Below are 15,555 nucleotides of genomic sequence, written 5' to 3' on the forward strand. Positions count from 1 at the left end.
GGTCGACAACCGCGTCGTCGCAGGTCTCGGACGTTGCCAGCACGACGTCACACCGTGCGGCGCGGAGTCTTTGTGAACCCGAGCACGTCCGGAGGCGGTTGACTCGCCAGGAGGCACACCGGAATGATCCGGTGCCTGGCACGTTCACTGCCGGGGACCGACATTCGCGAGGGGTTCAAACGTGACCGATGCCGTTTCCTTCCCGCAGGATCGCTCCTGCCCCTACCACCCGCCCACCGGCTACCAGCCGTTGCTCGAAGAGGGGCCGATCTCCCGCGTCAAGCTCTACGACGGGCGCGAGGCGTGGATCGTGACGGGACACGCCGAGGCACGGCAACTGCTGACCGACGAGCGCCTGTCGGCGGTCCGCGAGAACCCCGCCTTCCCGGTGACCTCACCGCGCTTCGCGGCCATCCCCCTCGAGCAGCGCCGCACTCCGCTGCTCGGCACCGACGGCCCCGAACAGCACGCCCAGCGCCGCATGCTGCTGCCCCGCTTCACCAACCAGCGTGTCGCCGACCTGCGCCCGCAGATCCAGCAGCTCGTGGACGACCTGCTGGACGACATGGTCGAGAAGGGTCAGACCGCCGACCTGGTCAACCAGTTCGCGCTCCCGCTGTCCTCCAGCGTGATCTGCGCGCTGCTCGGCGTGCCGTACTCCGACCGCGACTTCTTCGAGGAGCAGTCCTCGCTCCTGCTGCGCGCCACGACGGGCGAGGAGGCCGCGGGTGCCGCCGTCCGACTCATGACCTACATGGGCGAACTGATCGCCCGCAAGGAGAGCGAGCCGGGCGACGACCTGCTCGACACGCTGGTCGAGCACATGCGCGCGGGCGAGTTGGATCGCCAGGACGCGGTGAGCCTGGCGATCTTCATGCTCATCGCCGGTCACGAGTCGACCGCCAGCATGATCACGCTGGGCACCCTGACGCTGCTGGAGCATCCCGGGCAGCTCGCCGCGCTGCGGGCCGACGACACGCTGTTCCCAAACGCCGTCAACGAACTCCTGCGGTTCCTCTCCATCGTGGAGGGCCTGGCCCGGGTGGCCACCAAGGAGATAGAGATCGGCGGGGTGGTCATCCGCCCCGACGACGCAGTGTTCTTCGGGACCTCGCTGGTCAACCGGGACCCGTCCCTCTACCCGGACCCCGACGAGCTGGACCTGACGCGCAACTCGCGCCACCACATCACGTTCGGCCACGGCATCCACCTGTGCCTCGGCCACAACCTCGCGCGCGTCGAGATGGAGATCGCGCTGCGGACCCTGTTCGCCCGCCTGCCCGGCCTGCGCCTGGCCAACCCGGTCGACCAGATCCCGTTCGCACCGGGCGACACGATCCAGGGTCCGCTGTCCCTCCCGATCGCCTGGTGAGGCGGTCGGCGAACCGGGCGTGCCGCCGCGCGTCACCGTGAACAGGCAGAACCCACAGTGGAGGGGCAAGTGAGAGACGAAGTCGTGACCCGCGCGACCACCCGGGCGGTCCCGGTGCCCGGGCTGGTGAAGCCGGTGGCGCTGATCACCCTGGACAACGGGCTCGACCCCACCAAACCGAACACGTTCGGCCGCGAGGGACTCGTCAGCATCGACGCCGCCTTCGACGCGGCGCTGGCCGCGGACCCGGCGGCGATCGCGGTGACCGGCAAGCCCTTCTGCTTCTCCGTCGGCGCCGACCTGGCCGCCGTCGGGATGGACCGCGAGACCACACTGGCCGTCGGCAAGCTCGGCCACGACGCGTTCCGCCGTTTCACCGACTCCAGGATCCCGACGTTCGCGTTCGTCAACGGGGTGGCGATCGGCGGCGGGCTGGAGCTCGCGCTGTCGTGCCAGTACCGGACGGTGGCGTCCGACGTCCCCGCGATCGGCTTCCCCGAGTGCGCGCTCGGCCTGTTCCAGGGCTGGGGCGGCACGCAGCTGCTGCCGAACCTGATCGGTCCGGACCGCGCGGTCACCGTGATCATCGAGAACGCCTTCACCAACAAGATGCTCCAGCCCGCCGAGGCCGTCGAACTGGGTGTCGCCGACGTGCTGCTGGACGCGGGCGGCTTCCTCGACGCGTCGCTGCGCTGGGTCGCGGACGTCGTCAACGGCGAGACCCCGGTGCCCCGCCCCGAGTTCGACCGCGGCGCGGGCTGGGACGCGGCGATCGACCGGGCGCGTGCGCTCGTTGACGCCAAGACCCGCGGCGCGTCGCCGGGCCCGGTGCGGGCCGTCGAGCTGCTGGACTTCGCCCGCCACAACGACCTGGACCGCGGCTACCCGGCTGAGTCCGAGGCCATGGCCGACGTCCTGATGGGCGACGAGTCGCGGGCCAGCCTGTACGCGTTCAGCCTGGTGCAGTGGCGCGCGGCCCAGCAGCCGGGCCTGCCCGACGAGTCGCTGGCGCGCCCGGTGCCGAGCGTCGGGATCGCCGGGACGGGCCCGGCGGCCACGCAACTGGCCCTGCTGTTCGCGCGGCAACTGGACGTCCCGGTCGTGCTGACCGGCGCCGACCGGGCACGCCGGGACGAAGCCGTGGCCCGCGTGCACACCGAGGCCGACGCGCTGGCCGACAGCGGCCGGCTGACGCGGGACGCGGCCGACCGCGTCAAGGCGCTGGTGTCGGGCTCGCCGGACACCGGAGCGCTCCGCGACGCCGGTTTCGTCGTCGAGGCGCTGGACGGCGATCTCTCGGCGAAGCAGCAGGTGTTCGCAAAGATCGAGGAGTACGTGTCGGCCGGATGCGTGCTGGCGACCGCCACGTCCTGCGCGTCGGTCGCGGAGAGCGCGCTCAAACTGCGGCACCCGGAGCGGGTGGTGGGGCTCCGCTTCGCCGCCCCGGTCGCCGCCGCGCCTCTGCTGGAGGTCGTACGCGCCGACGGGACCGACGACGCCTCGCTGGCCACGGCGTTCGCGCTGGGCAAGCAGCTGGGCAAGACCTGCGTACTGGTCTCGGACGCGCCCGCGCTCGTGGTCGACCGGGTGCTCGCCCGCTTCCTGGGCGAGGTCGTCGCGGCCCTGGACGAGGGCACCCCGTTCGAGCTGGCGGACCAGGCGTTCGACCCGCTGGGGTTGCCGATGGCACCGCTGGACCTGCTGGGGCTCCTCGGCCCCGCGGCGGTCCTGCGCGTCGCCGAGACCCTGCACACGGCGTTCCCCGACCGGTTCGCGGTGAGCGGGAACCTGCGGCGGCTCGCCGAGGCGGGCAAGACCTCCGTGTGGCTCCGGGACGCCGAGGGCGGCAGGACCCTCGACCCCGAGGTCGCGGCGCTGTGGCGGGCCGGCTCCTCGCCGTCCACCGCGGCCGGGCTGCTGGACCGCACGTCGGCGGCGCTCGCCGACGAGATCCGGCGGATGCTGGACGAGGGCGTGGTGGCCGAGCCGCAGGACGTCGACCTGTGCCTGATCCTGGGCGTCGGCTGGCCGTTCTGGCTCGGCGGGATCACGCCGTACCTCGACCGGACCGGCGTGTCCCAGCGGGTGGCGGGCCGGCGGTTCCTGCCGCCGGGCGTCGCCAGCGTGCCCGAGCAGGAGTAGCGGCCCGGGCCTCTGCCCCGGACCCGTGCCGTCCCCGGCGGCCAGCTCACCGCTGGCCGCCGGGGACGGTCCCCTACGGGCTTCGGAACGGTCTCGCCGAAACCCGTTCGTGGCGCGGCGCGGCGCGCTGCTCCAGCGGCTCCCACCACTGCTGGTTCTCGCGGTACCAGGCGACCGTCTCGGCGAGCCCGGTGGCGAAGTCCTTGCACGGCCGGTAGCCCAGTTCCTGGGTGATCTTGGAGCAGTCCACCGAGTAACGGCGGTCGTGGCCCTTGCGGTCGGTGACGTACTCGACCGACTCCCAGCCCGCCCCGCACGCCTCCAGGAGCAGGGAGGTCAGCTCCTTGTTGGTGAGTTCGGTGCCGCCGCCGATGTTGTAGACCTCACCGGGACGGCCCTTGGTGCGGACCAGCTCGATGCCCTGGACGTGATCGTCGATGTGCAGCCAGTCGCGGACGTTGAGCCCGTCCCCGTACAGCGGGACCGTGCGGCCCCGCATCAGCCGGGTGACGAACAGCGGGATCAGCTTCTCGGGGAACTGGTGGTGGCCGTAGTTGTTGGAACAGCGGGTCACCCGTACGTCGAGTCCGTGCGTGCGATGGTGGGCGAGGGCGATCAGGTCTGCGGCCGCCTTCGAAGCCGCGTAGGGCGAGTTGGGCGACAGCGGGTCCGTCTCCGGCCAGGAGCCGTACGGGATGGAGCCGTACACCTCGTCCGTGGAGATGTGCACGAAGACGCCCCGCCCGTCGGCGTGGTGGCGCAGCGCCGCGTCGAGCAGGACCTGCGTCCCGCTCACGTTCGTCCGGACGAACTCGGCCGCACCCAGGATCGACCGGTCCACGTGCGACTCGGCGGCGAAGTGCACGATCTGGTCGTGCCCGGCGACCAGCCGGTCCACGGTCACCGCGTCGCAGATGTCGCCCTGGACGACGGAGAACCCGGGGTGTTCGCGCACCGGGTCGAGATTGGCCAGGTTGCCCGCGTAGGTCAGTTTGTCGAGAACGGTGACCCGCACCCCGGCGGGCCCCTGCGGTCCGAGCAGGGTGCGGACGTAGTGGGAGCCGATGAAACCGGCACCGCCGGTGACGAGGATCCTGGTGGCCGTCGTGTCCGTCATGAGGAGATCCGCACCTGGCTGTGGTCCCCGAGCACCAGGCGATGGGCCGCCGGCACACCGGCCGCGGGAGTCACCTCGACATCCCGCCCGATCAGCGAACTCTCGATGCGGCGGACCCCCTGGATCGTGGCTCCGGCCAGGACGATGGAGAACTCTATTTCGCTGGAGTCTATTCGGCAGTCGGACGCTATCGAGGTGGACGGACCGACGTAGGAGCCGACGATCAGCGTGTTGGCGCCGATCGCGACCGGTCCCACGATGCGCGAGCCCCGGATCTCGGCGCCCGCTTCGATGGTGACCTGGCCGATGATCTCGCTGGCCGCGTCGACGGAGCCGTCGACGCGTCCCTCGACGCCCTCCAGGACGGCGCGGTTGACCTCCAGCATGTCGATGACGTTTCCGGTGTCCTTCCAGTAACCGGAAATGGTCGTGGAGCGGACGTCGCGTCCGTGGTCGATGAGCCACTGCAGGGCGTCGGTTATCTCTAACTCGCCGCGCGCGGACGGATCGATCCCCTGCACGGCCTCGTGCACGGCCGGGGAGAACAGGAAGACGCCGACCAGGGCGAGATCGCTGCGCGGGGTGGCCGGCTTCTCCTCCAGAGCCACCACCTTTCCCGAGCTGTCGAGTTCGGCGACGCCGAAGGCCGAGGGGTCGGCCACCTTGGTGAGCAGGATCTGCGCGTCGGGGCGGGTGCCCCGGAACTCGTCCACGAGACCCGCGATGCCACCGACGATGAAGTTGTCACCGAGATACATGACGAAGTCCTCGTCGCCGAGGAAGCCCTTTGCGATCAGTACGGCATGGGCCAGGCCAAGGGGTGCGGACTGCTGGATGTAGGTGATGTCGAGGCCGAAGGCGGAGCCGTCGCCGACGGCCCGCTGGATCTCGGTGGCCGTGTCACCGACGACGATGCCGACCTCGGTGATGCCCGCCTCCGCGATGGCCTCCAACCCGTAGAAGAGCACGGGTTTGTTGGCCACGGGAACGAGTTGCTTGGCGTAGGTGTGGGTGATGGGTCGCAAGCGGGTTCCGGCCCCGCCGGATAGTACGAGAGCCTTCATGTCGGCGCAGTCTAGGCGGCCGAACGCGGGTGCCGGCGGTGCGGCCCTCACTGGGTCGTTTCTTGTCGGATCGTCTAACCGACGTGCGGGGCAGTGCTCGTGCGAGCCGCCGGACGGCGCCTGATTATGCTGGCCGGATGAGGGGGACCGAGAGCGTGTTGCGTGCGGTCAGCGACCTGCGCGTGCCGTACGAGGAAAACCGTGCCGCCGTCGAGAAGTTGGAGCTCCGCTCGCCGGGTGACTGGCTGATCGTGGCGGGGGACGTCGGGGAGCGGTTCGCGGACCTCGAGTGGACGCTCGGGCTGCTGCGCGACAGGTTCGGGCGGTTCCTCCGGGTGCCGGGGAGCCACGAGTTGTGGACCGTGGGGAAGGACGACCCGGCCGCGCCGCGCGGAGTCGCGCGCTACGAGGCGCTGGTGGCGATGTGCCGCCGCCCGGGGGTGCCGACGCCGGAGGGCCCGTGTCCGGTGTGGGGCCGGGAGCGGGCGGCCCGGTGCGGATCGCGCCGCTGTTCCCGCCGCACGACCACTCGTTGCCGGCGCCCGGCACTTCGACGTCCGAGGAGTCGCCGGCCCGGACGCACGGGGCCGGGATCGTCTGCACCGACGGGTACCACCTGCACCCCCGAACCGTACCCGTCGCGGGCGGCCCGGTGCGCCGCCCGCGTCGAGGAGGGCGAGCGGCGGCTGACGGAGGTGGCGGGCGGCCTGCCCCTGGTGCTGGTGAACCACTGGCCCCTGCTGCGCGAGCCGGCCAGGATCATGACGTACCAGGAGTTCGCCCGGTGGTGCGGGACGGTGCGGACCCCCGACTGGCACATCAGGTTCGGCGTCGAGGCCGTGGTCTGCGGCCATCCGCACGTCCCGCGGCGCACCGTCTACGACGGGGTGCGGTTCGAGGAGGTGCCGATCGGCTGTCCGCGCGCGAGGCACCGGTTCGGGCTGCGGAACGGCCTCGCGCGGCAGGTCGTGCCGGCCCGGGGCGTGCCCGCGGCGGTGGCGGGGCGGGTGGGCGCGTGATCGAGGGCCTGCTGCCGCCGGGCGCGGTGTACGTCGACAGCTTCACCGACCGGCTCGACACTCCGCTGTTCCCGCAGGAGGAGGCGGTGATCGCCCGGGCCGTCGCCAAGCGGCGGGCCGAGTTCACCACGGTCCGGGCGTGCGCGCGCGACGCGCTGGCGAAGCTCGGACACCCGCCGGCGCCACTGCTGCCCGGCCAGCGGGGCGCGCCCCGCTGGCCGGAGGGCGTGGTGGGCAGCATGACGCACTGTCCTGGCTACCGCGCCGCTGTGGTGGCCCGGGCCGACGAGGTGGCCGCGCTCGGCATCGACGCCGAGCCGGACGCGCCCCTCCCCGACGGTGTGCTGAAGGGCATCGCCCGCCCCGAGGACCTCATCGCGCTGGCCGCGCTGCCCGCCGGGGGCCCGGCCTGGGACCGGCTGCTGTTCAGCGCCAAGGAGTCCGTGTACAAGGCGTGGTTCCCGGTGGGCAGGCGGCTCCTGGATTTCCAGGAGGCCACGGTCGCCATCATGCCGGACGGCACGTTCGCAGCCCGCGTGCTGGCGCCCGCGCCGACCCTGCGGGGCAGACCGCTGACCGGCTTCTCAGGCCGCTGGACCGCCGGGAACGGACTGGTCCTGACGTCGATCGCCGTGGAGCCGTAGCGGAGCGTTCTCCGCCGTCGCATGGGCGGCCTCCAGCGGGTTCCCCGGTGCGTGCTGCTTTTGCTCGGGTGCTCGCCATGCGTGTGTCGCGTCGCCGAGATGCGGTTCCGCGTGCTGCGGCCCCGTTGGCTCCGCATCGGGACCGACAACGCCGATGACCGGTCCGCAGTCGGTGCCGGGGGTGAAGCCCTCGACCACGGTCGCGGGCTCAACCACGGCGGGGCGCGGCCCTGCGCACCGACCGCACCCCCCGGGCCAACCGCCGCACCGTCGGTGTCCGAGGCACGAAACCGAATCTCACCGGTGTGCCACCGGGAAGTCCCAGCCGGGCCAGGCGCTTCCCTTGGAAATAGCGCCGGGCGTCGTCGTCCAGGTGGTGGGCCAGGTACTGGTGGGCCAGTGGTCTCAGCCCCGGATGTGCCTCCGGTTGCATCACAAAACCAACAGCCGAGATCAGTTCGGCCAGGTCCCCCCGTGCCTCCAGGGCCCGGTCCAGCGACCACGAGGCCACGGAACCGGCGTCGTCGAGGTCGGGCAGGAGCGCGTCAGCGAGCGTCACGGGAATCCGGTTGCTGTTCTGATACGGGCTCAGTCGTTCCAGGAGGAGATCGGTCCCGGTCCGGGCCACGGGGAGGCCGAAGAGACGGGACGCGGTCAGCAGGGCGGTGGAGAATGCGCCGACCACCAGGGCCGGCCGCATGTGATGGAAGAGGACTTCAGCCAGAACCGGCTCGGTCAGCACACCGAACTCGACGCCGAGGTGCCGTGCCTCCTCCTCCAGCGCCCGGGACCGGTCGAGTGGAGCCGATGGATGGGGTTTGAACAGCACGTGGCGGTGGCCCAGGCGTACCGCGCCACGGAGCATCCGCGACTCCAGGGCCTGCTCCTCGTCGGCTGTCAGAATCCCGATGGACGACAGGTACTGGCCCAGCAGCAGCGCGGGCCGGGCGGTCGGCCGGAGCCCCGCGTCCCCTGCCTGGTCGGCAAGTTCGCGTAGAAGCGCGGTGAAGACGTCGGTGGCGACCACCTCGGCGGGCACCCCGTGTTCTGTCAGCAGAAGAGGGCGGAGGCCCGGCACCAGATCCACGTGGATGAGGCGCCGGATCCGCGCCGCCACCCCGGGGTCGAGTCTGCTCCGCGTGGGGCCGTAGCTCATCAGGCCGTCGGCATACACATGGATGGGACTGTCGGCAAAGATCCTCGCCACGGTCTGCGAGGGGCGTCCCTGGATGGATTCGCAGGCGATCTCGAGATCGCCGGTGCCCAGGTCCCAGATCGCGCGGAGTGCCCGTTGCCACAAGGCCGTGTCCTGGTCCCTCGGAGACCATTCGGCCGGGTGGTAGGGCCGGACGAAATCGTTCCAGGAGCGGACATCGTCGAATTCCGCGGCCAGAACCGCGAATCCGGCCATCATGTCGGGTGCCGTGCCGATTTCGGGCACATCGGACCGGTCCGTGACAACCAGGATGCGCCGGTGGTCGGCCCTGGCCCCGAACCGCCCTGCCCGGATCGCCGCGGTCACCGTGGCGGCCGCGTACTGCGAGCACGCGAAAAAAAGTTGGGTCGCGCCCATCAGTGTTCGGGGCTCCTGTCGTGTTCATGGACCCTGATCATCCGGAACCCTAGTCAGGGTCGTCGCGCCACGTCCACGGACGCGGTGTGCGGCGAGATCGACCGGGTGGCCCGAGGACTCCCGCGGCCGCACGCTGTGGACCGCGCCGCCGACCTCGTCACCAGCCGTGAGCGGGTCGGCGGCTGCGCTCCCCGGCAGCGCGCCACCGGCTCACCGGAGGGCCTGTTCCCGCCCACCGCGCCGGTGCGCCGGCGTCTTCGGTGGGTGGAGCGGGCGCGATAGCCGTCAGACGCGTTCAGATCACACGGACCATGGATCGCGCCGTCCCGCTCTTCGGGTCCGGACCACACGCGGGCCAACACTTCACCCGTCACAGATCCGGCCTCCGTTTTCCCTGGTCACCGCGCCATGCGAGATGCACCACCAGCAGACGAAGAATCTGCCGGCTCCACGAGGCGCCGACGGCCGCCGCCCACCGCGCCCGCCGCAGGCCGGCCGAGCGGACATTCCGGGTCGCCCGCCTCCGGCGCAGGATGCCTGGCGGGGATGCGGGGAGTACGGGCGGCGCCGGGAGCGCATGGGGAGAACCGGCTGCGTAAACGCGGCACAAGGCGCCGGCCCGGTCCTCTCCGGCTCGCTCGGGATGCCCCCCACGTGACCTTCACAGCCGCAAGGCAGATACTGCCTCTGTAGGACTCCAATCGGCATGCCGTCGATCCGCCGCAGAATCTGACACGACGTCATCGAAGTCGGCACCACGTCAGCACAGGTGCCGCCGCCCCCGCTTCCGACCGCTGCGGACCGCTACGGACCGCTACGGACCGCTACGGACCGCTACGGACCGCCAAGATCGAGGACTACCCGGAACCACTCTGACCAGCGAAGACACAGGCCGAAGACCACCTGCCGAGCCCATTAGGAGATCCCCATGAAGATGCTCATCAACGTCCCGGAGACCGTGGTCGCCGATGCCTTGCGGGGGATGGCCGCGGCGCATCCCGATCTTGCGGTGGATGTGGAGAACCGGGTGATCGTCCGGCGGGACGCTCCCGTGGCCGGGAAGGTGGGTCTGGTCTCCGGAGGGGGTTCCGGACACGAGCCGCTGCACGGCGGGTTCGTGGGGCCCGGAATGCTCTCGGCGGCCTGTCCCGGAGAGGTGTTCACCTCTCCCGTGCCCGACCAGATGGTACGGGCGGCGGCTGCCGTGGACAGCGGCGCCGGGGTGCTGTTCGTCGTGAAGAACTACACCGGTGACGTACTCAACTTCGACATGGCCGCCGAGCTGGCCGAGGACGAGGGCATCCAGGTCGCGAAAGTTCTGGTCGACGACGATGTCGCGGTGACCGACAGTCTCTACACCGCGGGCCGGCGCGGCACCGGTGCGACGTTGTTCGTGGAGAAGATCGCGGGCGCGGCGGCCGACGAGGGACAGCCGCTGGAGCGGGTGGAGGCCCTTGCCCGGCAGGTCAATGAGAACTCCCGCAGTTTCGGCGTGGCCCTGACCGCTGTCACCACACCCGCCAAGGGCAGCCCCACCTTCGACCTGCCGGCGGGCGAGCTGGAGCTGGGCATCGGCATCCACGGCGAACCGGGCCGGGAACGGCGGCCGATGATGACCTCGGGCGAGATCGCCGAGGTGGCGGTCGACGCGATCCTCGACGATCTCACGCCGCGCAATCCGGTCCTGGTCCTGGTCAACGGCATGGGTGGGACCCCGCTGCTGGAGCTGTACGGCTTCAACGCCGAGGTGCAGCGGGTACTCGGGGAGCGGGGTGTCCCCGTCGCACGGGTACTCGTCGGCAACTACGTGACGTCGCTCGACATGGCGGGGGCCTCGGTCACCCTGTGCCAGGTCGGCGAGGAGACACTGCGGCTGTGGGACGCTCCGGTGAAGACCCCGGGACTGCGCTGGGGCATGTGAGGAACACCGGGTAGAGGGTTCACAGGTCCTAGTACGCGAGGAGTTCCAGTGCTCGACGCCGACTTCTTCCGCCGTTGGATGGCGGTGACCGCCGCCTCCGTCGACCGTGAGGCGGAGCGGCTCACCGCTCTCGACTCCCCCATCGGTGACGCCGACCACGGCAGCAACCTCCAACGCGGGTTCAGTGCGGTGCGGGCCGCGCTGGACAAGGAGCCGCCCGACACGCCCGGTGCCGTGCTCATCCAGGCCGGGCGGCTGCTGATCTCGACGGTGGGCGGCGCCTCGGGGCCCTTGTACGGGACGCTGCTGCGCCGCACCGGCAAGGCGCTCGGTGACGCCACCGAGGTGAGCAGGGAACAACTGGCCGAGGCCCTGCGCACCGGGGTGGACGCGGTGCGGCAGCTCGGAGGTGCGGCACCGGGTGACAAGACGATGATCGACGCGCTGGTGCCCGCGGTGGACGCGCTCGGCGGCTCCTTCGCCGCGGCACGGGCCGCCGCCGAGGAGGGTGCGGTGGCCACGACGCCGTTGCGGGCCCGCAAGGGCCGGGCCAGTTACCTGGGTGAGCGGAGCATCGGGCACCAGGATCCCGGGGCCACCTCGTCGGCCCTGCTGATCGCGGGCCTCGCCGACGCCTCCGAGGACGCCGGGGACGGGGAGCCGTCCGGTGGGTGACGGCGGGAAGCTGGTGGGCATCGTCCTGGTGTCGCACAGTGCTCAGGTGGCGGCGTCCGTGGCCGAGCTGGCCAAGGGCCTGGCGGGCGCCGGCAGTGCGGTGCCGGTGGCCCCCGCGGGCGGCACGGAGGACGGAGGTCTCGGTACGAGCGCCGGCCTCGTCGCCGCCGCGGCCGCGTCCGTCGACCGCGGCGCCGGGATCGCCGTCCTGACCGACCTGGGCAGCGCGGTACTCACCGTGAAGGCGCTGCTCGCCGAGGGCGGCGAACTCCCGGAGGGCACCCGGCTGGTGGACGCGCCCTTCGTGGAGGGCGCGGTCGCCGCAGTGGTCACGGCCTCCACCGGAGCGGACCTCGCGGCGGTGGAGGCCGCGGCGGCGGAGGCGTACACCTACCGGAAGACCTGACGGACACGGGTGCGGCGGAAAGTACCGGGCGGGCGGTTCGGTCGGGCGGTTCGGTTCAGTCGCCGTCCACGAACCGCCTGGCCGGTTCCTCTCCCGCCGCCACCGCGGCCTTCTGGCCCTCGATGGGAGTCACCCGGCTGCCCTTGAACACGATGGAGGTGACACCGGAGGGTGTCCCGCCGGTCCGCGGGTCGGGATCGATGCCGAGTGCTTCGGCCGTCGCGTAGGAGGCCTCGCCGATGATGTCGGCGGGGCCGGTGTCGCCGACCACCGCGTACCGCACCTGGCCGCCGTACACGACGGCCACCACCGAGCCGCCGCGGACACCGTGCGCCCGGTAGTCCCAGAGCGCGCTCGGCACCGGCACCACCACGAAGGGCAGGGCCGCGGAGTTCGGCGGACGGCCGTCGGACTGCGCGAACGCCGTGGAGGCGGAGAAGTACGGGTCGGTGGCCGTACTGCAGCGGGCACCGGGCTGTCCGTCGCAGTCGATGTCCATGCCGGCCTTCCGGAACACGGCATCGTCGGTGCCGCACACCGGGATGGTGGCGGGGGCGCCGCGGTCGTTCCGGTACGTGCCGCGGGAGACGGGGGTGCCGTCACGCACCGCGGCCAGGAGGTCGGCGGCGCCTACGGAGCCTTCCTGTTGCGCGGCCGGTGATTCCGAACGGGCCTGCGACGGGGAGCTGTGCGACGAGGTGCTGTGGAGCGTCGTGGGGGTGAGCGCGGCGACGCCGGCCACGGCCAGTGCGAGCGGCTGGACGGGTATCACGGTGACGGGCCTCTCGTAGGGGACGCGGACGGGCACTCGGCCCTGGCCCCATCTCGTGCCGGGCCCCTGGCGCGGCCACCTCGACAGGGCCGTACGGTGCATGTCCGACCGCCGGGCGGTGGGCCGGGCGCTCGAGCCGGCGCCGTGTCCGTAGGCGGCGGGGTGTCGCCGGATCCACGGCACCACCCTCTTGATGTGATCGCGTCACCCACGTCACCATGAGTCCCGGCTATTGGTCCGGACCATCCCCGTGTGCCGTCGGGAGGCAGAGTCGTGCGAAGTGTTCCCGCCGCCGTTGCCGTGGCCCCGCGCCGTCCTCTCCCGCCACCCGGTGGTGCGCGCCGCTCCCCCTTCCCGCTCCGTGGTGCGCTCGTGCCGGTCCTTCTCCTGGCCGTCTCCTGCGGCGGCGGGTCCGGAGCCGGCAACGGGGGCGGGCAGCCGCCCGGGGCGCCGGCGGGTGTCACGGCCGAGGCCGGCAGCGCCACCAGTGTGCATGTCATGTGGAACACCGTCGCAGCCGCGAGCGCGCGGGTGAGCCGGTACGAGGTGTACCGGGGCGCCACAAAGGTCGAGGAAGTGCCCGGTTCCAGGCACATGGTGGATGTCACCGGGCTTCGGCCCTCCACCACCTACGCCTTCACCGTGCGGGCGCGGGACGCGGAAGGGCGGCTCGGGCCGCGCAGCCGGGAGGTACGGGCGACGACGCCGGCGGCCACGGCGGCCGACCGATCCGCGCCCGGCCGCCCCTCGGCCCTCCGCGGCAAAGCCGTCGGCAGCAGGGCGGTCCGGTTGTCCTGGTCCGCCTCGACGGACGACCGGGGCGTCCTGTCGTACGACGTCCACCAGGGAGAAACGAAGATCCACAGTGTCGGCGGAAGCCAGACGTCCACCGTGGTGACGGGGCTTCGGCCGGGCACCCGCTACTCCTTCACCGTCCGGGCACGGGACGCCGCCGACAACCTGTCTCCCGCCGGTTCTCCCCTTCGCCTGACCACACCGGGCAGCGACGACGGCCGCGCCGCGGCACCCACCGGCTTCCGCGCCGCGAGCCACCGGGCCGAGGGTGCGTACCACATCGACCTCAGCTGGGTGCCGCCGCGTGTGGACGGGGTGATCACGGAGTACCAGGTACAGCTGGACGGCCGCCCGGCCACCTCCGTCGTCTACGGCGGACAGGCACCGCGCGACCGGGCGGCCTACAGCTTCTATGCGGGACGGGAGGCGGGGGTCAGCCATCGGGTACGGATCCGGGCCAGACTGCCGGACGGGACCTGGGGCGGTTTCTCCGCGGAGCGCACGGTGACGACGGGTCCGAGGCGCTGAGCCGAACGGTCCGGGCCGGGCCGAGCGGCGGGTCCGGCCGGGCGGCGGGCGGCGTCACCTGCCCGGCGGCGGCCGGAATGCGCCGCGAACCGGGGGCGCATTGGCTGGGCCCGTGGCAGCACGGGCGCTCCCCGACCCTCGGCGGCGCAAGGGATGTACCGCCGGCCGTGCCGCCGGAAGGCAGTTCACATGCGCTACTCGAAGTCTCTGGCCCGTTCCGCTCTGACCGTCGCAGCCGCCGCCGCGCTGCCCCTGGCGCTGGCCGGCCCGGCCGCCTCGGGTCCCGGCATCTCCGTGAGCACGACCGGTTCGACCGTCTCCGTGACGACCACCGCGTGCGCCCAGCTCAACGGCAGCTGGGGCACCGCGTCCCTGCTCGACAGCAACCAGTCGAACTTCTCCGAGGGCCGTCAGGTCGCCCTGTCGGGTACCGGCGCGGGGCAGTCCGCCGCCTGGTCGGACGTCGGCTCGGGCACCCACACGGTGATCGTGACGTGCTCGAACGGGACGACCGCGGGCACCCAGTCCATCGTCGTCTCCCCCGTCGCCACTCCCTCCCCCGGCCCGTCGGTCACCGCCTCGCCCTCACCGTCCCTCGGAGTGATGGGCGGCATCGGAGGGAGCTCCACGGACTACGGGACGGTGACACTGGTGGCGGGCGGCGCGCTCGTCGGTACCGGTCTCGTCGCCACGGCCTGGTACCTGCGCAGACGCAACAAACCGAACCGGTTCTGAGACGGCGCCGGTCGCCACCACGTCCGACGCGCTCCGGTCGGGCGGTCGGCGTCACGTCCGCCCGGAGCCCGAACCGTCCGGCTCCGCACGCCGGGAACCGGACGGTTCTGCGCGCGCGGGGCCCCGCGGCTCGGCTCCCTCGACGTCCGCCGGCCGTGCGTTCACCGTGCTCTCCGCACTGCCCTCGTTCTCCGGTGCCTCCCGGTCCACCGCGTTCCGGGTCACCTCCGGGATCTCCGCGAACTCCGCGAGCGCGTGCCCGAGCCACCCGGTCCAGAAGGTCTCCAGGTCGATGCCGGCCCGGAGCACCAGATGCCGCAGCCGGTCGTCAGGGGCGTCCCTGCCGGGCGGGAAGTCACGCCGCTCGATCTCCTGGTACTCCGCCAACTGCCTCTCGTGCATGTCCAGATGGCGCCGGAGGTCGGCCTCGAGGCCCTCGGCGCCGACCACCGCCGCCGCTCTCAGCCGCAGCAGCAGCGCGTCACGCATCGGCTTGGGATCCTGCGCCGTGGAGGCCCAGCGGGCCAGTTCGGCTCGTCCCGCGGGCAGGACCTCGTAGGCCTTCTTCTGCCCGCGGGCGGGCTGTTTGGCGGACAGCGCCCGGATCAGGCCCTCGGCCTCCAGCTTCCCCAGCTCACGGTAGATCTGCTGATGCGTCGCGGACCAGAAGTAGCCGATCGACTTGTCGAAGCGACGGGTCAGCTCCAGCCCCGACGACGGCTTCTCGAGCAGGGCGGTGAGGATCGCGTGCGGGAGTGACATGACCCCATCCTAGGGACGGCCCAGGGGCGG

General features: G+C 72.1%; 13 protein-coding genes and 1 pseudogene. 9 read left to right on the top strand and 5 right to left on the bottom strand.

Annotation, left to right across the window (positions count from 1 at the left end; genetic code table 11):
* Window positions 1-181 precede the first annotated feature (181 nt).
* Entirely contained in the window at window positions 182-1,372 is a 1,191-nt protein-coding gene (locus ORI94_RS11210; protein ID WP_266074328.1) for a cytochrome P450, read from the top strand.
* A gap of 69 nt (window positions 1,373-1,441) precedes the next feature.
* The gene (locus tag ORI94_RS11215) at window positions 1,442-3,514 is read left to right on the top strand and encodes a 3-hydroxyacyl-CoA dehydrogenase NAD-binding domain-containing protein (protein ID WP_266074329.1); all 2,073 of its coding nucleotides are present in this window, start codon (window positions 1,442-1,444) and stop codon (window positions 3,512-3,514) included.
* Window positions 3,515-3,587: 73 nt separating this feature from the next.
* On the opposite strand, the gene rfbB is transcribed toward ORI94_RS11215, so the two are convergent.
* Complete coding sequence (gene rfbB, locus ORI94_RS11220) at window positions 3,588-4,631, bottom strand: dTDP-glucose 4,6-dehydratase (RefSeq protein WP_266074330.1); 1,044 nt, start codon at window positions 4,629-4,631, stop codon at window positions 3,588-3,590.
* The gene (locus ORI94_RS11225; protein WP_266074331.1) at window positions 4,628-5,695 is read right to left on the bottom strand and encodes a glucose-1-phosphate thymidylyltransferase; all 1,068 of its coding nucleotides are present in this window, start codon (window positions 5,693-5,695) and stop codon (window positions 4,628-4,630) included. Before ORI94_RS11225 ends, rfbB begins: the two co-directional genes overlap by 4 nt.
* A 137-nt stretch (window positions 5,696-5,832) precedes the next feature.
* Between ORI94_RS11225 and ORI94_RS11230 the strand changes: the two genes are divergently transcribed.
* Together ORI94_RS11230 and ORI94_RS11235 are read left to right on the top strand one after the other, a co-directional pair.
* Window positions 5,833-6,714: a metallophosphoesterase family protein gene (locus tag ORI94_RS11230; RefSeq protein ID WP_266074332.1), complete on the top strand. Its 882-nt coding sequence runs from the start codon at window positions 5,833-5,835 to the stop codon at window positions 6,712-6,714.
* Window positions 6,711-7,358, top strand: a complete 648-nt coding sequence (locus tag ORI94_RS11235; RefSeq protein ID WP_266074333.1) for a 4'-phosphopantetheinyl transferase family protein — start codon at window positions 6,711-6,713, stop codon at window positions 7,356-7,358. The genes ORI94_RS11230 and ORI94_RS11235 overlap by 4 nt, the downstream gene beginning before the upstream one ends.
* A gap of 208 nt (window positions 7,359-7,566) precedes the next feature.
* On the opposite strand, the gene ORI94_RS11240 is transcribed toward ORI94_RS11235, so the two are convergent.
* A complete protein-coding gene (locus ORI94_RS11240) occupies window positions 7,567-8,931 on the bottom strand; it encodes a polysialyltransferase family glycosyltransferase (protein WP_266074334.1) in 1,365 nt (454 codons plus the stop codon).
* A gap of 928 nt (window positions 8,932-9,859) precedes the next feature.
* On the opposite strand from ORI94_RS11240, the gene dhaK reads away from it, so the two are divergent.
* Genes dhaK through ORI94_RS11255 form a run of 3 tightly spaced genes read left to right on the top strand, consistent with a single transcriptional unit; the run spans window position 9,860 to window position 11,933 of the window.
* Window positions 9,860-10,852: a dihydroxyacetone kinase subunit DhaK gene (gene dhaK, locus ORI94_RS11245; protein ID WP_266074335.1), complete on the top strand. Its 993-nt coding sequence runs from the start codon at window positions 9,860-9,862 to the stop codon at window positions 10,850-10,852.
* A 48-nt stretch (window positions 10,853-10,900) separates the two neighbouring features.
* Entirely contained in the window at window positions 10,901-11,527 is a 627-nt protein-coding gene (gene dhaL / locus ORI94_RS11250; protein WP_266074336.1) for a dihydroxyacetone kinase subunit DhaL, read from the top strand.
* Entirely contained in the window at window positions 11,520-11,933 is a 414-nt protein-coding gene (locus ORI94_RS11255) for a PTS-dependent dihydroxyacetone kinase phosphotransferase subunit DhaM (RefSeq protein WP_266074337.1), read from the top strand. Before dhaL ends, ORI94_RS11255 begins: the two co-directional genes overlap by 8 nt.
* 55 nt (window positions 11,934-11,988) lie before the next feature.
* Here the strand turns inward: ORI94_RS11255 and ORI94_RS11260 are convergent, their stop codons facing one another.
* Entirely contained in the window at window positions 11,989-12,741 is a 753-nt protein-coding gene (locus tag ORI94_RS11260) for a glycoside hydrolase family 75 protein (protein ID WP_416237800.1), read from the bottom strand.
* Between the two features lie 336 nt (window positions 12,742-13,077).
* On the opposite strand from ORI94_RS11260, the gene ORI94_RS11265 reads away from it, so the two are divergent.
* Window positions 13,078-14,028, top strand: a complete 951-nt coding sequence (locus ORI94_RS11265; RefSeq protein WP_266074338.1) for a fibronectin type III domain-containing protein — start codon at window positions 13,078-13,080, stop codon at window positions 14,026-14,028.
* Between the two features lie 189 nt (window positions 14,029-14,217).
* On the top strand, window positions 14,218-14,763 hold the full coding sequence (locus ORI94_RS11270; protein WP_266074339.1) for a hypothetical protein: 546 nt from the start codon (window positions 14,218-14,220) through the stop codon (window positions 14,761-14,763).
* Between the two features lie 228 nt (window positions 14,764-14,991).
* On the opposite strand, the pseudogene ORI94_RS11275 reads toward ORI94_RS11270, so the two are convergent.
* Window positions 14,992-15,525, bottom strand: a pseudogene (locus ORI94_RS11275) (PadR family transcriptional regulator); the annotation flags it as partial.
* Window positions 15,526-15,555: the final 30 nt, after the last annotated feature.

The organism is Streptomyces sp. NEAU-W12, from assembly GCF_026242095.1.
Taxonomy (GTDB): Bacteria; Actinomycetota; Actinomycetes; order Streptomycetales; family Streptomycetaceae; genus Streptomyces.